This window comes from Vibrio sp. PBL-C16, from assembly GCF_034321865.1.
Taxonomy (GTDB): domain Bacteria; phylum Pseudomonadota; class Gammaproteobacteria; order Enterobacterales; family Vibrionaceae; genus Vibrio; species Vibrio alginolyticus.
On the sequence record NZ_JAXLNY010000001.1, the window covers coordinates 1087444 to 1108753 of the forward strand.

The following is a 21310-nucleotide window of genomic DNA, read 5'->3' on the forward strand; positions in this document are numbered from 1 at the left end:
TATTATCCTCGCCATTCGATAGAGAGGTTTCCATGTCCCGTTTTTTACTTTGTAGTTTTGCACTCGTTTTACTCTACCCTACTGCCATTGATTTGTATCTTGTTGGTTTGCCTCAAATTGCGTCAGATCTCAACGCCAGTGAATCTCAGTTGCATATTGCGTTTTCGATCTATTTAGCTGGCATGGCTACCACCATGTTATTCGCGGGGAAAATTGCAGACTCTGTGGGACGAAAGCCTGTTGCCGTCGTCGGCGCGATGATCTTCGTGCTCGCGTCTTTTCTCGGCGGAATGGCTGAACAACCAAACGCTTTCTTGATTGCTCGCTTTTGCCAAGGCATCGGTGCAGGATCTTGCTATGTCGTCGCGTTCGCGATTTTACGCGACACGTTAGACGATGAACGCCGCGCGAAAGTATTGTCGATGCTCAATGGCATCACCTGTATCATTCCAGTGATCGCACCCGTGATTGGTCACTTGATTATGCTGAAATTTCCTTGGCCGAGTTTGTTTACCACGATGGCAGGAATGGGCATTCTCGTCAGTGTATTGGCCATTTTTGTTCTCAAGGAATCACTACCCAGCCAACAATGTGAAGAACAGACAACGCCAGAGAGCCATCAAGAGACTTTCTTCGAGCGATTTTTTATCAGTAGGCTGATCATTACTGCACTTGGAGTGACCACCATCCTGACCTTTGTTAACGCTTCACCAATTGTTGTGATGAGTATGCTTGGTTTTGATCGCGGTGGCTATTCTTCCATCATGGCGGGGACTGCGACGATCAGTATGTTGATTTCGTTCTCGGCGCCATTGGCATTGGGGATTTTCAAGCAGCGAACCTTAATGATGAGCTCTCAAGGATTGCTCGTTTGTTCAGCCATCGTGCTCAGTGCAGCCCATTTCCATGATGGACAACCTTTTTACTATGTTTTCGGACTTGGGCTGATTTGCGCAGGCTTCGCTTGTGGCTTTGGCGTGGCCATGAGCCAAGCGCTCAGCCCATTCTCTCAACAAGCTGGCGTGGCAAGCTCGTTACTGGGCATTGCTCAAGTTTGTAGTTCCGCGTTCTATATTTGGTTTATGGGTTTCATCGGCGTTACTGCACTGAATATGTTGGTGTTTATCTTAGTGCTAGGTAGCGTAATCAGCCTTGCTCTAATACTATTGATTCCAAAGCCTGTTCACGATACCCATTATGAAGAAATCCCTAGCGCGACTTGATTTAAACTTACTGTTCACTCTGCAATTATTGTTGCAAGAGCAAAGCGTCTCGAAAGCCTCGAAAAAGCTGAACGTTACGCCCTCTACCGTAAGTAAGTCGCTCAACAAACTTCGTCATTGGTTCGATGATCCTTTGTTTGTCAAAACACCTAAAGGTCTTGCGCCAACGCCCTTGGCGCAAAGCATGGAGCAAGATCTTGCAGAATGGCTGCAAATTGGCTGCCAGATTGCAGAAAAACGCAGCGATATTACGCCTAAAGGAGTGCGTTTTGATATCACGATTGAGTCGCCATTAGTGCTCACAATGCTGGACAGACTCATCGTCGCTATCCACCAGCGATACCCTGAAGCGAAAGTAAAAACCAGTAACTGGGATTACGACTCACTCGACGCCATCATTCGAGGCGAGGCGGATATCGGTTTTACCGGCCGAGAAAGTCACCCTAGATCGAAAGAGTCGTTGGATCTTCTGCCTTATTTCTTGGATTTTGAGATTCTATTTTATGACCTGCCGATGGTGTATTTACATAAAGATCATCCGGCATTACAGCAAGAGTGGAATCTCGAGACCTTTCTGAGCTACCAACACATCAATATTGTTTGGGAAAAAAGTGAAACTTGGGCGTTGGATGAAGTATTAACGGAACTAGGGCTACAGCGCTCTATCGGGCTGACGATGTCCAACTTTGAGCAATCTCTTTTTATGGCAGCGCAGCCGACGCATGACATGATCACCACCGCGCCGCACTATTGCAAAAGTTACACAGAAAAGCTGCATCTCGATTTGGTGTGCTTGCCAATTCCATTAGACCAAGCTCAACAAGACAAGTTACTGATTCCATTTACCATGATTTGGCATAAACGCAATGCGTACAATCCCAAATTGCTATGGTTGAAAAACACCATTAAGTCATTGTACAAACAACCTTCCCAACCACAGTAAGACTCAGGCTAAGGTCAGGTTTTCTCTGGTTATTTTTAATGACTTTCTTGCTCTGATAGCTATAACTAATCACTTTATCAACTAATAAAAATGTTCTTTTGGATCTACACTAGCTGTTCATTTACACGCTAAGGATCAAGGATGTCGACCTTTTTACTCACTGCCATTGCAATGCTGGCGTTCGCTGCCAATTCATTATTGTGTCGAATTGCCTTGGCAGAAGGGTTAATTGATGCAGGAAGCTTCACGCTCGTTCGATTGATATCTGGCGCGATTACCTTAATCGCAATGCTTGTCGTGAGAGGCCAGTGGAAAACCGATCGGCCAACTTCTCGCTTTCGCTTTTTTGCTGGCGTGGCGTTATTTGGTTACGCTGCCCTTTTCTCTTTCGCGTACTTACAACTGGCGACAGGAACCGGTGCTTTGCTTTTGTTTGGTGCCGTGCAACTGACGTTACTGGCAATCTATTGGTGGCAAGGTGAGCGCTTTCAGTTTCTCGAAATCATCGGTATCGGCCTTTCGATTGTTGGCTTTGTTTGGTTAATGTTGCCATCTGCCACTCGCCCCGATATCAGTTCTGCACTTCTCATGTTGATTTCTGGCGTTTGCTGGGCTGCGTTTACTGCGCTCGGCAAACAAGCGCCTTCTCCAAGTAGTGGCATCACGTGGGGATTCATCGCTGCATCTATAATTGGCATACTCCTATCACCATTGATGCTGTCCTCAATCCACCTTTCTTTGAGCGGAGTGTTGCTCGCTATCGCATCTGGTGCCATTGCCTCTGGCCTTGGTTATACGCTTTGGTACCAAGTCGTACTTAAGCTCTCTTTGCTTCAAGCCGCCGCCAGCCAACTTTCCGTGCCAGCCATTGCTTTGCTACTCGGCAGCATCGTACTCCACGAGCCTCTTTCACTGCATATTCTTTTAACCAGCGGCATCATTCTTGGTGGGATCGCTTTGGTTTTTTTATCTCGATCCAAAAAAATAAACAAACAATCGGCAAGCCGATAAAAAGTAATAACTTTCCCTCTCAAGTACCCATTCATCATCTATGCTTTTTAAAGCATTAAAGCTCATTGCAGATGGTACAAGTGGTCTGCTTTGGTACCAGGCGAAGAATATAAGGTGAGAATTGGCTCACACAATGCAGCGATTTTGTTTCAAAAGTGAGAATCATCACAGATCGCGAATTTGCTCGTTTTAGGCGTTTCACCAATAACGCCAAGGGCTAGCACGAGATCAAGCCAAATACGCACTTTTTGTTTTGACAAAGGGTTTACAAAGCACACTTTTTCACCCGCTATATTCCGCCCCCCGAATTTATTCAGAACAAGATTCTGATTATTCATATAAGAAATTCATCAACTTATAACGATAAGCCTGAGCAAACTTTGACACTATGAACGACAAAATAAAATTCGCTATTAAAGTATCGCTTAGCCTAACTCTGGCTTATCTGATCCCGTTTGCCATGGGTTGGCCGCAAGCATCGACGGCCGCAACCACAGTGATGCTGATTGCATCCACAGGCAGTCGTCGTGAATCCCTCGCCAAAGGTACCTTACGCGTGTTAGGTACATTGGTTGGTGCCGTGGTTGGCTTGTTACTGGTGGGGTTGTTTGCTCAAGATCGCTTGCTGTACATGCTGAGCGTGTCGGTTGTGGTCTCTTTCATTTTTTACTTCCGTAATGCCTATCAAAAAGATCCTACGCTACTCATGCTGACCGGTGTGATGACACTGATGATGTCCAATGGCGGTGACGCAGAAGGTGCGTTTCTTTATGGCGTTGACCGCGCCTATATGACGGTGTTTGGGGTGGTGGTTTACACACTCGTGGGGACTTTCTTATTCCCGACCAAAACAGAACAAAACCTAAGACAGCTCATCGAACAACTCAACCAAGCACAACGCGCGTTGTTCACCGCTATCTTGCAAAATTTCGAGCAAAAATCGGCAGGGCAAATCTCTCCTCAAGAAGGCGGAGAAGAAAATCCAGAAGCTGAAGAGCCACAACCTAGCGTGGACACTCTCATCGAACAGATGTTTGCCGCCCAAAATGCGCTCGAACAGCGCTTTGCTACGGTCAGTGTGGAATGCAGTGACGTGTCGGCCTACATGAAAGAGTGGCGCTTGGCGGTTCATTTGAACAAGCAGGTAACGCAACAATTGACCGTTGCGGCGCACAGCCACTTTAGCCACCAGCAAGACCGTGAAAGCATCAGCAACTTTGATCAAGCCGTTGCGGAAATTGACGCGCTATTTGATACCTGCCAACAAGTCTGGGACGAAAAAGAGCCCGCTTTTCGTGCTCAGGAATTCAAAGTCAAATACAACCAAGCGTTGCTAGAAGACGCAGCTCACCTAGAGAAAGGCTCTGCGCTTACGCTTGGTCACCTGTTGGAACTGATGCATCAAAACTTGTCGCGTTTAGCGGAGAGCATTAGCTGTATTGACTCTGTGACGAACAATGTCTCCTTTGACGTGCCACTGCCGAAACCGAAAGGCAAGTTTCTATGGTGGGACGCAGAAAACTTTAAAACTGCGGTCAAAACCTTTGTTACCTATTGGGTTGCAGGACTGATTTGGATTTATTTCAATCCACCAGGCGGCTACTCGTTCGTGGTCTTCTCGACCATGTTTATGTCTTTGCTGTCGTTCGTGCCTGTGCACCCAATTTTGTTGCTTGTGCTGTTCACTTTCGGCTTCTTGTTCGCGGTGCCTTCTTACGTCTTCATTCTTCCGCAATTGGATCTCGGGTTAGAACTTGGCCTGTTCATCTTTATCTACACCTTTATCGGCTTTTATCTGTTTAACGGGCCAGTGACGATTTTCTATATGATTGGCTTGTTTGTTCTTGGTTTAGACAACAACATGTTTTATCACTTCGGGATCCTCATGACGATCATGCTGTTGTTCTACATGGTGGTGTTCATGATTATTTTCGCGCACTACTTCCCGTTTAGCTCACGACCAGAACACCTCTTTTTGACCATAAAAGAACGCTACTTCCGACATACCCGAGAGCTGTTCACTACCTATCAACAGCAGTCCAGCTCGGTTATTACGCCGCTCAAACGGGCCTTGCACTTGGTGACACTCAATGTCTCATCGAAAAAGCTCAAAGTCTGGGGTTCGAAAATCAACCACAAACACTTTGATAAAACCACGCCAGAAGCGATTGGCGCGTTTAGCAAAGCGTGTGATGTACTCAGTAATCACATCAACATCTTAATGGCCGCCGAGAAAAAGTTGATGGCCAATCCGCTGATTACTCAGCTTCGTCAACAACACCGCGATTCCATCATTCCTTTGATGGCAGGCGCTTTAGCCAGCCATCAAGCAACACAAGAACTCGACTCCGTATTCGACCAATACAGTCAGGATTACCAAACATTCGAAGATAAACTGGAAGATTTTTTTAGTGAGTTGGATTTATCTGACTACGCTTATTCAGAGATAGCCGGTTTTTATATCTTGCTGAATTTAAAACGGAACGTGTTCGAAGCAATCAAGCATTGCAAGCAAACCTACGAGGATATCGATTGGGTGAACTTACAACAGAAGCGTTTTTAAAGGTGGGGATATGATGCTTCCAAAACTAACCAAACCAAGCCTCGCCATACTTTCTTTGCTCGGACTCAGTGCGTGTACCACGGTAGGACCAGATTATGTTCATCCAAAGCAGGCGCCACTGCCAAGTGACTGGTCGGTGCAAAAAGCAGCCAAAGATACGCAGCAATCAGAGCAACAGCTACAACAATGGTGGCAGCAATTTAATGACTCAACTCTTAATCAGCTGGTTGAGTTGGCGAGCAAACAAAACCTCGATTTAGAAGCCGCAGGGCTACGAATTGTCCAAGCACGTTCATTGCTTGGTATTTCGACTGGCTTGCAATACCCACAAGTTCAAACCGTGTCAGGAAACCTAGCGCGTGCCTACGTAAATGATCAGGGCGTGAATAACGCCACTTTGTCGTTTGATGCTGCTTGGGAAATGGATGTTTGGGGCAAGTATGCTCGCGGTATTGAGTCGGCAGAAGCGGGTTACTACGCATCCATCGCATCGTATCACGACATCATGGTCACTATAACCGCCGAAGTGGCGCGCAATTACATCAACTATCGCACATTCCAAGAACGTATTTTGCTGTCTCGCCGCAATATCGAGATTCAAGAGCGTGTCGTACGTATTACTCAGGTGCAGTTCGACTCTGGCAACGTTACAGAATTGGACGTTCAACAAGCTAAAAACCAACTCTACACCACCAAAGCAGCGTTACCGAGCCTCGAAGTGGCAATGAAGCAATCACGTACTGTGTTGGCTTTGCTACTGGGTCTGTTACCAGAAGAAGTAGATCGACTGCTACAGTCGGATGGGATGCACAAGCAAATCGCTGAGTACGAAGCCCAGTTCAAATCGACGGGCAGAAAATCGGCGCTATCGGGCACCGACGAGCGTTCCATTGTGCCACGTCCACCGCTTTTGGATACGCAAGTGAATGCTAACTTAGTGATGCGACGTCCGGATTTGCAAGTCTCTGAGATGCAAGCTCGCGCGCAAAGTGCGCAGATTGGCGTGGCAGAAACCGCTCTGTACCCAAGCTTTTCGTTGTTCGGTTCCATCGGTATCGACAGTACGGTTCCCGATGGCAGCAGTTTCAGTTTTAGCGATTCGCTCACCATGGTGGTTGGCCCAACGTTCAGTTGGAACATTTTCCAATACGGACGCGTGAAAAATAACATTCGTTTCGAAGATGCTCGCTTCCAAGAAACACTGACGAACTACAACAAAAAGGTACTGCAAGCCGTTAATGAAGTCACCAATGCAATCGAAGCATATGACCTGTATTTGCAGCAAAAAGATTTACGCTTGCAATCGGTCAACTCTTCCATTCGTGCGTTCAACATATCCATGACACAGTACGAAAACGGACAAATTTCATTCGAACGTCTGCTTAACTCGGTAGAAAAAATGACCCGCGCAGAAGACAGCTACGCAACGATCAAAGGTAATGTTGCGAACCAAGTTGTCGCGCTCTACAAAGCCCTCGGTGGAGGCTGGCAAACCCAAACAGGCAAACCTTTCATCAGTGAATCGATTGCCACGCAGATGACAGAGCGCACTGACTGGGGAAGTTATTTAAATGAAGAAAACCGCGTATTGCCGCCTTTGCGACTCGAAACTCCGGCTGAGACCAGTGATGAAAACAAAACGGAGGATCGGTAATGCCTCATGAACTCTCTTGGGGAGACGTTTACTTTTCTCCTACGCTACTCGTGCTCTTTCTCGCCGTCACGGCCACGTGGATAACGGTGATGATATTGAACAAGACACGTTTGTCTCGCTTCATCGCTTTTCCGTCTCTGACGTTTATTGCCATCATGGTCGGTTATGTGGTGGCCATCGACAGCTTTTATATTCAATTTTAGGTGCCAAACAAGATGAAAAAACTATTCGTAATCGCACTCAATCTTGTCATTCTTGGTGGCGCAGCTTGGCTCGGCTATCAAAAGTTTGAGGAATACTTTAATAACCCATGGACACGAGATGGGCAAGTGCGTGCTAACGTCATCAAAGTGGCTCCTCGCGTATCAGGCCCAATTGTAAATGTCGCGGTGCAAGACAACCAAGAAGTAAAAACGGGGGATTTACTGTTTGAAATCGACCCTGCGACTTACCAGGTTGCGTTATCTCAAGCCGAAGTAGCACTGGAGCGCTCCATTGTTAGCTCTCGCGGTAAAAAAATCGAATATGACCGCTTAAAAGACATTCGTGCCAAAGACCGTGGCGCAGTTTCTCATAAGGATCTGATTCGTCGTGAAATCGCTTACGAAGAATCGCTACTGCAAATCAAATCTGCAGAAGAACAACTAAAATCAGCACGCCTTAACCTCAGCTTTACCAAAGTTTATGCGACCGTCGATGGTTTTGTATCTAACCTCGATATTAGAAACGGTACGCAAGCGGTCGCAAACCAACCACTGCTCGCACTGATCGACAAAAACAGCTTTTGGGTATTTGGTTTCTTCCGTGAAAACCAACTTGCGCAAATCGAACCTGGCAGCCAAGCGCGTGTCACTTTGATGTCTCACCCAGACACGCCAATTGACGCGACGGTTGACTCGATTGGTTGGGGTATTGCGCCCAAAGACGGCACGGTCGGCTACAACCTTCTTCCAAACGTAAACCCTGTTTTTCAGTGGATTCGCTTAGCACAACGTATTCCGGTGCGAATCTCCCTACAAGAACTTCCTGAAGATGTTGATCTTCGATTCGGGCTTTCTGCGTCCATCATGGTGATGAAAGAGTCATCCGCAGACAGTGAACAATAACTAAGTGAGAAGAGCCATGGTCATTGGTAAAAACCTCAAAAACATTAATGAAGAAAACAACTTCTTCTATCTAACCTTAGCGCTAGTGATTTTGTTGCTAGGGAGTGCGATGGCACAAGTAGTAGGTGAAGGGACGATTGAACACATACTTCAGGCTTTCACGGTTCTGACGTTTATCGTCTGTTTTGCGAGCCTTCGCTTTGACAAAACCTGGTCTCGTTTCCTCTACAGCCTGTTTGGTGTTTGGGTTCTTGTGATTGTGATCAAGACCGTTTTCGACATCAGAGAGATGAATGTGGTGATGCTTGCCCTCACCTTTGCGTTCTTTTTCGGCACTTTCAAATCCATCGCAAGACAGATTCTTTTCACCGGCCATGTCAACAGCAACAAAGTCATTGGCTCGGTAGCGCTTTTCTTGCTGCTTGGTCTGATGTGGGCGATTGCCTACCTCATTCTGCTTGAGTTTTCGCCTGAAGCCTTTACCGGTATGGAAGCGATTTCTTGGGGGCAGAACTTCTCCAATGCAGCGTATTTCAGTTTCGTTACCTTAACCACGCTCGGTTATGGCGACATTAGTCCTCTAACACCACTGGCTCAAGTCGTGGTGTATTTAGAGGCCATCACAGGTGTTTTTTATATGGCGATTGTTGTTTCAAGTCTCGTCAGTTCTAACATTGATCATCAGGTAAACAAAAATGGATAAACAATCGGTAAAAATCGACAGTAAGCTTTTCATCAGTAATATGGTGGAATCGGCAATACGCATTGGCTTGATCTTTGTCTTGCTGATGTTTACGTACGACATCATCAAACCCTTCATCCTTCCGGTTATTTGGGGCGCTATTATAGCCGTCGCTTTAATGCCGCTTACCCAAAAATTGCAGCGTGTATATGGTGGTCGTAGAGGCTTGGCAGCCACAACCATTGCTTTACTTGGTATTGCCCTCCTTGTCACGCCACTTGTTATGGTATCAGGCTCCATTGTGGATGGTGCAACGCACGCGCTTGAAGTACTACAAAATGGACAAGTGAAAATACCAGGGCCAAAACCTTCCGTAGCGGATTGGCCTATCGTGGGTGATAAGCTCTACGAAGTGTGGACCCTATTCGCTACTAATCTTGAACAAGCTATTCAAACCTTTATGCCACAAATAAAGGCAGGACTCACATCTTTACTGGGTACACTGGGGGGCGTATTGGGAAGTTTACTGCTTTCAATCTTGTCACTTGCGATTGCAGCAGGTTTCATGACGTACTCTGAATCTGCAGCATCAGGCTTAAGAACCATCGCGATTCGAACCGCTGGTGAAAACGCAAAAAGCTGGACCACGCTTATCGCTGCGACAATTAAAAGCGTACTGCTTGGCGTAGTCGGTGTAGCGGCAATTCAAGCACTGTTGATCGGTGCTGGTTTCTTCGTATTTGGCGTTCCGGCAGCAGGTTTACTCACACTGCTTCTAATGATTTTATGTATCGCTCAGCTCCCGGCGTTGCTCGCAGTGCTACCTGTGATTGGCTTCATGTACATGACCCAAGACACCTCAACAGCAACCATGTTTACTGTTTGGGTCGTAGTTGCGGCTCTTTCTGAAAACCTGTTCAAACCAATGTTAATGGGACGTGGCGTCGACGTGCCAATGCCTGTGATTCTGCTCGGTGCCATCGGTGGTATGCTTTTCTACGGCATCGTTGGTCTGTTCTTAGGTGCCGTTATCCTAGCAATTTGGTATGAGTTATTTGTTTGGTGGTTGAGCATTGAGAAAGCACAACAGCAAGAAGAAATGGCAGAACAACAAGACGCTTCTGATGACCAATCAGAACCTGGACACGGTGCTGGTATTTAATAAATCAATAAGTTAGAAAGAAATTTAATCTATAACTTATGATATCAAACCGCTGCATTTCAGCGGTTTGATTCTATTTGGATCACAGTTTCGTCGTAATAAATGCGATAAAAATGACGTTCTTGTTAAATTTTCATACTTATTACACTTGGGAGTTGCAATCGGGCAATGAACGATGCACTCTCGATGACCACTAATTTGCTTAGGATAAAAACAATGAAATTGATCAAGCCTTTAACTTGTGCGCTTGCTCTCGCAATGAGTGGCATGGCATTCGCAGATGTAACCGTGAGTGTTCCTGACAACGTTTCAGTATTGGCGGCTAACGGTGAAAAAGCAGATCTTTCGGGTGGTTTTTTCGCCTCTGAAAGAACACTGACGTTACCTGATGGCCTTAACCAAGTCGTATTTCGTTTCGCCCCTTACTTCAACCAAGGTAATGACCGTTTAAGTGTTGAAAGCGATGTTATCGTTACACGATTTGACGCGACCAATGCCGAACTCACTCTACAAATGCCAGAATACCGCAACCTACGTGATGCGGAAGAGAAGATCAAAGACTTAGATTGGAAACTGGTTGATGATTCTGGCAACGCAATCGCGGTTGACCAGGACAAGTTGCTCAAACCGGGTATGCAAATCGGTCGTGATTACGTACGTGAAATCGAAGATTATAACCAAGCTGGCGGTGCAGCAGCCGTGGCTTTTGCTGGCGCAGCAACCATGCAGCCAGTCACGCTTCCTGCAAAGGTTCCTGCGGATATGAAGCAAGTGAGAGCAACTGCGGTTAAAGCGGATTCGACAGCTGAAGAGATGCTGCACTTCTGGTACCAAAAAGCAGACGCAGAAACCAAAGCTCGCTTTAAGAAATATGTTAATCAACAGTAAATCTGGTTAACTTTATCGATATTAAAAAAGCCACTTCACGTGGCTTTTTTGATCAAAAATTAGGAAGCTTGGACAACTTTAGTATTGGCGATCAAGTCATGCAACAAACGTCGCTCCGGATGAAAGAACAACAATGCCAAATTTACCAACGGGATCCCCGGAATGAGCATCTCCAGTAAGTAGCTAATAACAAGCCTTAACCCTGCTGTAACTTTCGTTGCCTTACTATCATTTTTCATTACAACTTTAATACCAATCATGCGCATACCAATGGTTTGCCCATGACTCAATGCATTCCAGTTGATCATTAAAACCGTTGGTAAAGAAAGCAAGTAAAACGCCTGAGTTTCACGAACAAGCGTGAGGTTATCTGCTAAAGAGAGCTGAAAGTCGTTAAGAAAAGAGTTAATACTCAATGCAATTATTAACACGACCACCATCGTAAAGAGCAGGTCGATAAAACCAGCAATGATTCTCTGTTGCTTGCTCGCGATAAAAGCATACATGGACTTCAGTCACCTCAATGTAATTGGTTAAGCGAGAATGACTGAGTGTACAGACGCGCAATGGTGAGCGCAGTTTAGGTATTGCCAACATAATATTCAACTAAGAACATACTAAATCGCGGTCGTATCTCAAAAGTAATCATTACATCTTGAGCATAACCGTATCAATTTAACAAAACGCTACCAGTAACGTTCGTAAATGATATTTCCCCCTGTTTGATGGCGATACTTTTCCAAGCCTAGCTCTTGTAAGACGGGCACGGTATCTTTGATCATTTGTGGATTCCCACACATCATGACAAAGCTACGCTGAGCTGAGAATGGCGCATCAGCGGCGTTGGACAGTAAACCCGATTCGATGAGTTCAGGAATTCGGCCTTGTAATTTACCATCAACCACTTCCCTGCTGACTATCGGTATATACTTTAATCTGCCTTCATATCGTTGCTGAAGCTGTTCAATTAGGTATTTATAAACCAGATCTTTTTCGAAACGAACGGCATGAACCAGAACAATGCGCTCATTGTGAGGCGGTAAGTTTATATCATCTAGCAGCGATAAAAACGGTCCAATCCCCGTACCTGTAGATAGCAGCCACAGGTCATGAGCCTGTTTAGGAATAGAATCATGGATTAAATCGCCATGTGCGGTGGCACCGACATAAATGCTATCACCAGATTTAAGCTTTTGGAGCCGTGGAGAAAGTTGTCCTTGAGGGTCGGCTACTATTAGAAACTCCAACCAATCGAATTGCTCGCTTGGCGCATTAACCACAGAGTAAGCACGGCTGATCGGCTTACCTTCATCATCAAGCAAAGCAAGCTTGGTGAATTGGCCAGCTTTAAAGGAAAGAGGCGCGCCAGATATTCTCAAACTGAACAGCTCACCTGTCCAATCAATGCGTTTCTCAACTCTTGCGAGGTTGAAACCTTTGAGTTCAATCATGAGACACCTCCTATCTGGTTACTCTTAGTTAAACTTACGCCTTCAACTCGATTATGTAAAGTTTCTAGTTTACATAATCAAACCACTATTTCATTTCACATTTTTAAAACAATTTTATTACATATTAAATGATTACATCTAGAATAAATGCTCAAAGTGATAAGTCGCGTCGCAATTTGTGGCAAAGCAGATGAAAAAGGAGCTATAAAAATGGACACACTGTTAAAGGACTTTCCCGTTATCACAGAGATAAAAGTCGCATGGGGTGAAATGGATGCTCTGCAACACGTTAATAACGTGGTCTATTTTCGCTACTTCGAGACCGCACGTTTAGATTACTTCAACAAAATTAACCTGCTGGTCGACCTGCAGACCTCGCAAATTGGGCCAGTACTGAGCGAGACTCAATGCCGCTACAAATTGCCTGTTACTTACCCAGACACGCTATTAGTCGGTTCTCGCGTAATCGACATGCAAGAAGATCGCATCACGATGGAGTACCAAGTGCTGAGTAAGAAGTGGGGTAAAATTGCGACCATCGCGACCGCCACTGGTGTGATGTTTGATTTTAAGAACAACGTTAAAGCTGCGATTCCAGATCACGTTCGCCAGTCGATTTTAGACTTGGAAGGAACCGTGGGTAGTACGCATCATTTGGAGTAGCAAGAAACAGGCAAGGTTCCCGACAGCGCTTCTTCATCGCTATCGGGAATGATGCTGAGATACCATTCCAGCCCGCGTGATAAGAAAACTAGCGTCATTCTAATGAGTCATAGCGAGACTAAGAATCTACTTACCGCTTGCTGCAGGCCATAGAGCTATGAATAAACTCAATACAATCTGAAGGTAGATTCTGATTCACGCTCGTTCCTCGCAGTTCAGAATGACGGTTCGAGTTTGGCTCTGAGCTTTACAAAACCATCTAAAAAAGCGATTCCAGAAGAACCTAAGTGAGTCACTCGGAATCTCGCTTTAGACGAATCAGCAGAGCGACTCTTCCAGCCTACGCGATAAGAAAAGCTACGTCATTCTAGCGAGCCATAGCGAGACTAAGAATCTACTTGCCGCTTGCTGCAGACCATAGAACCATGAATAAACTCAATGCAATCTGAGGGTAAATTCTGAATCACGCTCGTTCCTCGCGGTTCAGAATGACGAACCTCGTTTAGGTTCTGAACTCTACAACACTATCTAAGAAAACCATCCCAGACGAGCACAAGCGAGTCATCCGAAATCTCGCTAGACGTAATAGCAGAGCCACTCTTCAAGCCTACGCGATAAGAAAACTAGCGTCATTCTAGCGAGCCATAGCGAGACTAAGAATCTACTTACCGCTTGCTGCAGACCATAGAACCATGAATAAACTCAATACAATCTGAGGGTAAATTCTGAATCACGCTCGTTCCTCGCGGTTCAGAATGACGGTTCGAGTTTGGCTCTGACCTCTACAAAACCATCAAAAAAAGCGATTCCAGACAAGCCTAAGTGAGTCACTCGGAATCTCGCTTTAGACGTATCAGTAGAGCGACTCTTCCAGCCTACGCGATAAGAAAAGCTGCGTCATTCTAGCGAGCCATAGCGAGACTAAGAATCTACTTGCCGCTTGCTGCAGACCATAAAGCCATGAATAAACTCAATACAATCTGAGAGTAGATTCTGAATCACGCTCGTTCCTCGCGGTTCAGAATGACGGTTCGAGTTTGGCTCTGACCTCTACAAAACCATCTAAAAAAGCGATTCCAGACGAGCCTATTTGACCATCCGGAATCTCGCTTTAGACGCATCAGCAGAGCGACTCTTCCAGCCTACGCGATAAGAAAAGCTGCGTCATTCTAGCGATCCAAAGCGAGACTAAGAATCTACTTACCGCTTGCTGCAGACCATAGAGCGGTTAGCAGAACGTCTCGATATACAGCGCTTCGACTTTGTCTCGCGCCCATTGCGTTTTACGCAAAAACTTCAGAGAAGATTTGATCGACGGATCTTTTTTAAAACAGTTCACTCGAACGCGCTCATACAGGCCATTCCAACCAAAGTGTTCAACTAGTCGGGTGACGATTTTTTCTAAACTCAACCCATGCAGAGGGTTATTCGGCTGTTCGTTGCTCATGTTGTTGATCCAGTAACGATGTAAGTGGCGGGCTAATCTAACTCAAAGTGACCACTTAACCTAATGTTTTCACCTTCAAAGGCGTTTAGCTTGAATTACTTTGCTCATCTCCCCTATAGTAGCTCAAACTTCACAAACATCCTTTTCACGATGAAAGCCCTCAACGACCTCAATATTTTTGTCGAAACCGCGCGCCAAGGCAGCTTTTCAAAAGCCGCTAACAGCATGGACATGACACCTGCCGCCATTAGCGCATCGATTAAGCGTCTTGAAGGGCAAATCGGTTTCCCGTTGTTTGTGCGTTCCACCCGAAGCCTGCGTTTAACCTCAGAGGGCGAACTGTTTTTAGACAAAACCACGCAAGCGTTGGCAACATTGCAAGAGGGGTTGGATCAGATCTCAAGTGCGCGCGGGGAGTTGTCTGGTCAGCTGCACATTACTGCACCCTCCGATTTTGGTCGCAATATGTTGCTCGATTGGGTGGATGAGTTCATCGGTCTCTACCCAAATGTTTCCATTAAACTAGAGCTGTCCGATAGCTTGACGGATATGTACACCAAGCCTGTCGATATTGCGATTCGCTACGGCGAGCCGGCCGACTCCAATCTGGTCGTATTGGCATTATGTGGGTCAAATGAACGGATATTATGTGCATCGCCAGAGTACGTAGCTACACATCCAGAACTCGCCTCTCCTGCCGATTTAACGCAACACAACTGCTTGTGCTACATGGTCGCGGATTCGGTCTACAACAAATGGACGCTCACGCGTGACGGCGAGAAAGAACAAATCGTGGTCAGCGGTAACTTAATGAGCAACGATAGTGACTTGCCACACCGGTTAGCGATCAAAGGCAAAGGCATTGCGAATAAATCATTGATGGACATTAGCCGAGACTTAATCGAGGGAAGATTGGTACGAGTGTTACCAGAGTGGGATTGCGGCCCAGTGCCGCTCTACATGGTATGTGCCGATCGTCGATTATTGACGCCAACGATTCGGACTTTCCGCGACTTTATCCAACAAAAATGCTGCCAGCAACGCGCCAACGTGCTGGCAACCTTCTGTCATTAGGCGATAAATCGAAGAGGACGAATCTGGGTATATTCAACCCAATCATTCTCTTCCAATGTTTCAAGAAACGTCGCCATATGCGGGCTTTGCAAATGCTTATCCAAGGCCTCTTGCGATGCCCAGATTTCTTGGAACATAAATAGGCCATCAACTTTTTCGTCGAGATACAACTCGTATTGGCAACAGCCTTCTTCTTTGCGAGATGGCTCTAGTAAACCAGAAAGCAAATTCGCCACCTGATCCTTACGGTCTGGATAGGCTTTAACTTCTGCAACTAAGTGGATCATCGTTTTATCACTCTTTTGCGATTTATATATTGATTACAGGGTTCTACGTCACCTGTAAGTAAGCTCGAATTAGATCTCGGTGAATACGGTTTCTGCGTCCCAGCGAGACTTTGGCGTTTTCGCGTTGAAGTCATCTTCCGCGTGGTAGCCAAGCGGCACGATCACAACACTGGTATAACCTTTTTCACGCAAGCCAAATTCTTCATCCAGCACTTTGGGATCAAACCCTTCAATTGGTACTGCATCGATTTCTAGCGTCGAAGCACCCAACAGCAACGTACCCACGTTGAGGTAAACTTGTTTCTCCATCCAATGGTTTGCATCTTTCAGATCAAAACGGTGCATGTTCACAAAGTAGCTACGACCACCGCGTACAGCCGCTTTCGCTTCTTCAGTTGGGAATCGACCATCTTTTTCTTCTTGCACGATTAGCGCTTCAATGTAGTCGTTATCAATGCCTGTTTTCGCACAAAACACCAATACGTGAGAAGCGTTGAGAATCTTCGCCGCGTTAAACGCGTAGTTCTCTTGCGCCGCTTTAGCGATGCGCTGTTTGCCTTCTTCTGTGCTTGCCAGAATGAAATGCCAAGGCTGGGAGTTCACACTCGATGGACTAAAACGAATCAGCTCTTTAACTGCGTCGATTTTTTCTTGAGGTAGCTTGCGCGTTGGGTCAAACACTTTCGTTGAGTAACGAGATTTTGCAGCTTGTATGATATCCATGAGGTTCTCCAATTAATGAGTTTAAGCTGAGTAACAGCATAACCTCATGAGATAAAGGGAAAAACCGATTTCGATTAAAAACATTTTCAAAATAAATTTGAAAATAAAACGACAAGAAAGGCTTTGAGCGTTCTCACTGAACTTCTTCATCTTTTCGGCAATAATGCATGTTTGAATAATGCATGTTTGCTCGCAACCAAACTCAACTCATGCTGCCTCAAGATAACGTTGTTACATCCTTTCTGTGCAAAAAGCTCGGTCACAATCACCTTCGAATTGCCGGCGAATATTGGCACATTGAGAAGTTGGTGGCCTTGCAATGCATGATGTTGAAAGAAGCGCCTAACCTCCAAGAAGGGCTGCTTTGGTGGAGCAAAAGTGTCTCATTATTCGACCGCCGTTTGTACGTCACATTGCAACATGATGATGCCCAAATCCATCTGCAAGTCGAATGTAGAACGGGCGGTATGCCAAATTGGGCGGAGTCGGTGTTTGGCTTGCTCAAAATGCAGTTGGAAATGCTTGAGTTAAGCGAATCAATACAGGTACAAGTTCACGCCAACAATCCACTCACGGCCGATATTTTTCTAAAGGAAACGCGAGATTCTAAAACGAGTTCAAGCGTGTTTGAACTGGGGAAACATGTTTATTTGCTGCTGTCTCACCAACCAATTGAACAGCCAGAATTGCTGAGTGTTTTGAACGCCTTGTTCATCAAAAACAGTAATTACGCGCTCAAGTTAGAGCAAGCGGCAAGGCAACTGGGCGTCTCCAAACGCACCTTGCAACGTCGACTGCAAGAAAAGCAAATGAGCTACTCTCAATGCGTTGATTTCGCGAAAAGAAAGCAAGCACTCACTTTGCTTGCCGACACTCAACTCACAACGCAGCAAATCGCTTATCAACTTGGTTATGAAGAACCTTCCAACTTCCATAGAACCTTTCGCCGTTGGTATCCGTTTTCGCCAATGCAATATCGCCAGCAATGCTTGGATAATCGCACTCACCTCAATAACCAACCCATCCGCTTATACTACGCCAAAGCCAATACTTTAGCCGATAACGACATTGACCAACCCGTCGGTAAAATCTGGATGGAAGTGGATAATATTGCGTTTGAAAAAGTGGTCTCCGTTGAATGTCGAGACCGTGATGGCACGTGGCGTCGCTACCCAGCCTTCTTCGAGCGTTTTTTGAATAATGGCACCGAACTATGGGCGACAACAGAGCTTCCTGTCGCACATCCACTGACCTTTAGACTGTGTTATGAAGTCGATGGTGAGCGCTACATTGATAACAACCACCAGCGTGATTACGTGGTCTCCAAGGGGCTTTTAATTGGCGCAACGGAATACATTGTCCCGACAAAACAACTTATCCAACTCGGTACACAGTACACCTTGTTTGTGGAACTCGCATGTAGATTAAAAGACGTGGCGAAGATCGATTGCTACGTGGGTGATGCGCCAGCTCCGCACACAATGAGCCAAACTCAGAATGCAGAAGATTACACATGCTGGGCGCTACAACTTCCCCTCACCCAAACGGCTAAACAGTGTCGATTTCGACTCTATGATCATTCTGGTAATGAGTTAGCCAAAGACCATTACCCGATTCAATACCCAATTATGCAACCACTCAGTTAAATATGTAGCACAGTTCAAATTCAGCACTTCGTGACATCATTTCACGTCTTTTTTGGCGTGAAATGACACTCTCAATTTCAAACCTTTGATTTATCGTTTCCGCATTGCTGCACAACGGAGACAAAAACCGTGTTTGAAACCTTACCTAACCCTATGAATAAAATAAAAATACTCCCTATAGCGATCGCCCTAGCTCTTTCTGGCTGTGGTAGCGATGAAACTACGCCAACCGATACAGGAAGCCACGTGGCATCTCCTGATTGGCAAGACCAGATCATTTACTTCTTGATGATCGACCGTTTTAACGACGGCGACAACACGCTTAACAATCAAGGTCAGAATGAGTACGATCCTACCTCAGACAAAAAATTCAGTGGTGGTGACCTTGTTGGTGTCAGTGACAAGCTAGGCTACATCGAAGACCTAGGCGCTACCTCTATCTGGATTACGCCGCCAGTGGCAAACCAATGGTGGGATGCCGCACAAAACTACGGCGGCTACCACGGTTACTGGGCGCGTGATTTCCAAAAAGTGGATGAGCACTTTGGTGACATGGAAAGCTACCAAGCGTTAGCGCGAGAAGTGCACGCTCGTAACATGTTTTTGATCCAAGACATCGTGACCAACCACGTTGGTAACTTCTTCACTTACGATGACCCATACAGTTACGATCCTAGCCTTCCTTGCCAAGGTTTTCGCTTGATTGAAAATGCGCTGCCAGCAGGGCAAGAACTGCCTTATCCGCTCAACATGAATGAGTGTAAAGAAGACGGTACTGGCATTTACCACTGGACACCAAGCATCACCGACCACAACGATCCCGTCCAAGAAAAAACCTGGCAACTGTCGGATCTGGATGACCTGAATACGTCCGATCCTGAAGTACGCGCTTATTTAAAAGAGAGCTACCGAAAATGGATCCGCGAAGTGGGCGTTGACGGTTTCCGTATCGATACCGTGAAGTTTGTTGAGCACGATTTCTGGAACGACTTCCTGCACGCCGACGATGGTGTGATGACTCAAGCGGTTGATACTGGTCGCGATAACTTCCTGACCTTTGGTGAAGTCTTCGAAACATCTACGCCTTACAACACAGAAGGCGAAGAGAAGATGCTGACTTACATCGGCGAAAGCGGCTCGCCGGAGCAGTTAACCTCGGTGTTGAACTTCCCATTGCAAGCAACCATGACTCGCGTGTTTGCAGCAGGGCAACCGACCGATTACTTACGCTTCCGTCTTGAGAAAATGATGGAGATGTTCCCAAATCCATACATCATGCCGAACTTCATTGATAACCACGATATGCCACGTTTTCTATCGCAAGGCAGCGTGAATGACATGAAACAAGCATTGATCACCATGATGAGCGTACCGGGTATTCCTGTGATTTACCAAGGTACAGAACAGGCGATGTCAGCGGCACGCGATGCTATGTTCGCCGGAGGGTACCGTGAAGATGGCAACTACGTAGACTCGTTCGACCAAAACAGTGAGATGTACTTGTTTGTTCAAGAACTTGCCAAGCTACGCACTGAAAACAAAGTCATGACACGCGGCGAAATGAAAGTGATTGGCAGCGATAAAGCGGGCGTGGGCGTCTTCGCCTTTACCCGAACGTTGGATAACGACGAAGTCTTGGTTGTGATGAACACATCGAATTCCCCGATGTTGATGAACCAACTCGATGTAGAACAAGTTGGTGGCACCGTCTTCAAACAACAAATCATGTCGAACTGGGTAGACGCTCCAGAGCAGTTAATCGCAGATGAAAACGGTCACGTAACCCTTGAGCTACCAGCCAAATCTGCCGTGATTTACTCAAAAACTAACGATACCCAATCGGTAGATACCCCAGACCTCAACATCCAACTGGCGCAGGGTTGGGAAGGAAAAACCATCACTGGTGATATTGTTATCGCGGGTAGTGCGAACGCCAACGAGAAGTTGAACCTCGTCGTCGATGGTAACTTGGAAACAGCGCAAACCATTACTGTAGGTGCTGATGGTCAGTTTAGTGTCACGCTGTCGACTCGTCATTTTGCGATTGGCGAGCAACAGCACCGCTTCGCGATTTATTCCACCGAGAAAAAAGCAGGCATCGAGGACGTGAATTTTGTCTCCAACCTAAGCTGGTCAAACACGCCGGACGACACCATTGATGATGCGGGCGATGCACAAGACGGCGTGGGCGGCCCTAATGGCAACTACTCATTACCAACGGATCCAACGTTCGACAAAGACAACAGCCAACTCGCGATCAACAAAGCAGAAGTGTTTACCGTTGGCAGTAACGTACGTTTGACCTTCACTATGGACAAAATTACCGACACTTGGTTGCCACCAAACGGTTTCGACCACGTGGGTTTCACCATCTTTATTGATTTACCGGAAGAAGCCGCAACCAACTTGTCTGAGCTACCGAAGATCAACGCTTCTATGCCAAACGGAACCTGGAGTCGCAATGCGGTTGTTTTTGGCTGGCAAAGCTCGATTTACAACACCAAAAGAGCAAATGCGACGACATGGGGAGAAGCCGTAACGCCAGCACCAATGGTCACGGTAGACAAAGCCAACAACACCATTTCGATGGACTTTGCTAGCGATGCACTAGGCCGCCCAGATTCGCTCGATGGTATCCGCTTCTATGTCACGACTTGGGACTTAGACGGCCTTTCGGCAACTTACCGTCCGCTAGAACAAGACAAAGGCCCTTGGAACTTCTCCGGTGGCGCATCGGGTGAAAGTAAGATTTGGGACGATTTACCAATCATCACCTTGTCGGAATAA

At 46.2% G+C, this 21310-nt stretch carries 19 protein-coding genes; 14 read left to right on the plus strand and 5 right to left on the minus strand.

Annotation, left to right across the window (positions count from 1 at the left end):
• Window positions 1-32 precede the first annotated feature (32 nt).
• From UQW94_RS04675 to UQW94_RS04720, 10 genes are all read left to right on the plus strand, one after another.
• Window positions 33-1223: an MFS transporter gene (locus UQW94_RS04675; protein ID WP_005386919.1), complete on the plus strand. Its 1191-nt coding sequence runs from the start codon at window positions 33-35 to the stop codon at window positions 1221-1223.
• Window positions 1198-2166: an HTH-type transcriptional regulator YidZ gene (yidZ, locus tag UQW94_RS04680; protein WP_047102388.1), complete on the plus strand. Its 969-nt coding sequence runs from the start codon at window positions 1198-1200 to the stop codon at window positions 2164-2166. The genes UQW94_RS04675 and yidZ overlap by 26 nt, the downstream gene beginning before the upstream one ends.
• 141 nt (window positions 2167-2307) lie before the next feature.
• Window positions 2308-3177 (plus strand): DMT family transporter, encoded by an 870-nt coding sequence (locus tag UQW94_RS04685; protein WP_322142033.1) that lies wholly within the window; start codon window positions 2308-2310, stop codon window positions 3175-3177.
• A 388-nt stretch (window positions 3178-3565) separates the two neighbouring features.
• Entirely contained in the window at window positions 3566-5740 is a 2175-nt protein-coding gene (locus tag UQW94_RS04690; protein WP_213875842.1) for an FUSC family protein, read from the plus strand.
• A gap of 10 nt (window positions 5741-5750) precedes the next feature.
• On the plus strand, window positions 5751-7394 hold the full coding sequence (locus UQW94_RS04695; RefSeq protein ID WP_025768612.1) for a TolC family protein: 1644 nt from the start codon (window positions 5751-5753) through the stop codon (window positions 7392-7394).
• A complete protein-coding gene (locus tag UQW94_RS04700; protein WP_005374946.1) occupies window positions 7394-7597 on the plus strand; it encodes a DUF1656 domain-containing protein in 204 nt (67 codons plus the stop codon). Before UQW94_RS04695 ends, UQW94_RS04700 begins: the two co-directional genes overlap by 1 nt.
• Window positions 7598-7609: 12 nt before the next feature.
• Window positions 7610-8500 (plus strand): HlyD family secretion protein, encoded by an 891-nt coding sequence (locus tag UQW94_RS04705; RefSeq protein ID WP_047102391.1) that lies wholly within the window; start codon window positions 7610-7612, stop codon window positions 8498-8500.
• A 16-nt stretch (window positions 8501-8516) separates the two neighbouring features.
• Complete coding sequence (locus UQW94_RS04710) at window positions 8517-9203, plus strand: potassium channel family protein (protein WP_017634413.1); 687 nt, start codon at window positions 8517-8519, stop codon at window positions 9201-9203.
• Window positions 9196-10344, plus strand: a complete 1149-nt coding sequence (locus tag UQW94_RS04715; protein ID WP_005386936.1) for an AI-2E family transporter — start codon at window positions 9196-9198, stop codon at window positions 10342-10344. The genes UQW94_RS04710 and UQW94_RS04715 overlap by 8 nt, the downstream gene beginning before the upstream one ends.
• 216 nt (window positions 10345-10560) lie before the next feature.
• Window positions 10561-11232 carry a DUF2057 domain-containing protein gene (locus tag UQW94_RS04720; protein ID WP_017634411.1) on the plus strand — a complete coding sequence of 224 codons (672 nt, stop codon included), beginning with the start codon at window positions 10561-10563 and terminating at the stop codon, window positions 11230-11232.
• Window positions 11233-11291: 59 nt separating this feature from the next.
• Here UQW94_RS04720 and UQW94_RS04725 read toward each other — a convergent pair whose 3' ends face one another.
• Both UQW94_RS04725 and UQW94_RS04730 read right to left on the minus strand, forming a co-directional pair.
• Window positions 11292-11738: an RDD family protein gene (locus UQW94_RS04725; RefSeq protein WP_047102393.1), complete on the minus strand. Its 447-nt coding sequence runs from the start codon at window positions 11736-11738 to the stop codon at window positions 11292-11294.
• A 180-nt stretch (window positions 11739-11918) separates the two neighbouring features.
• A complete protein-coding gene (locus UQW94_RS04730) occupies window positions 11919-12683 on the minus strand; it encodes a ferredoxin--NADP reductase (RefSeq protein ID WP_005374935.1) in 765 nt (254 codons plus the stop codon).
• A gap of 210 nt (window positions 12684-12893) precedes the next feature.
• On the opposite strand from UQW94_RS04730, the gene UQW94_RS04735 reads away from it, so the two are divergent.
• Window positions 12894-13346, plus strand: a complete 453-nt coding sequence (locus UQW94_RS04735) for an acyl-CoA thioesterase (RefSeq protein ID WP_005374933.1) — start codon at window positions 12894-12896, stop codon at window positions 13344-13346.
• A gap of 1228 nt (window positions 13347-14574) precedes the next feature.
• Here the strand turns inward: UQW94_RS04735 and UQW94_RS04740 are convergent.
• Window positions 14575-14793: a VF530 family DNA-binding protein gene (locus tag UQW94_RS04740; protein WP_005396617.1), complete on the minus strand. Its 219-nt coding sequence runs from the start codon at window positions 14791-14793 to the stop codon at window positions 14575-14577.
• A gap of 150 nt (window positions 14794-14943) precedes the next feature.
• Here UQW94_RS04740 and UQW94_RS04745 point away from each other — a divergent pair, with 150 nt between their 5' ends.
• Window positions 14944-15867, plus strand: coding sequence for a LysR family transcriptional regulator (locus UQW94_RS04745; RefSeq protein WP_322142183.1), 924 nt, complete (start codon window positions 14944-14946; stop codon window positions 15865-15867).
• Here UQW94_RS04745 and UQW94_RS04750 read toward each other — a convergent pair.
• Window positions 15864-16154 (minus strand): putative quinol monooxygenase, encoded by a 291-nt coding sequence (locus UQW94_RS04750; RefSeq protein ID WP_322142034.1) that lies wholly within the window; start codon window positions 16152-16154, stop codon window positions 15864-15866. The genes UQW94_RS04745 and UQW94_RS04750 overlap by 4 nt on opposite strands.
• 69 nt (window positions 16155-16223) lie before the next feature.
• Window positions 16224-16877: an oxygen-insensitive NAD(P)H nitroreductase gene (gene nfsB, locus UQW94_RS04755; RefSeq protein ID WP_322142035.1), complete on the minus strand. Its 654-nt coding sequence runs from the start codon at window positions 16875-16877 to the stop codon at window positions 16224-16226.
• A 182-nt stretch (window positions 16878-17059) separates the two neighbouring features.
• Here nfsB and UQW94_RS04760 point away from each other — a divergent pair, with 182 nt between their 5' ends.
• Together UQW94_RS04760 and UQW94_RS04765 are read left to right on the plus strand one after the other, a co-directional pair.
• Window positions 17060-18523 carry a helix-turn-helix transcriptional regulator gene (locus UQW94_RS04760; protein WP_322142036.1) on the plus strand — a complete coding sequence of 488 codons (1464 nt, stop codon included), beginning with the start codon at window positions 17060-17062 and terminating at the stop codon, window positions 18521-18523.
• A gap of 129 nt (window positions 18524-18652) precedes the next feature.
• On the plus strand, window positions 18653-21310 hold the full coding sequence (locus tag UQW94_RS04765; RefSeq protein ID WP_322142037.1) for an alpha-amylase family glycosyl hydrolase: 2658 nt from the start codon (window positions 18653-18655) through the stop codon (window positions 21308-21310).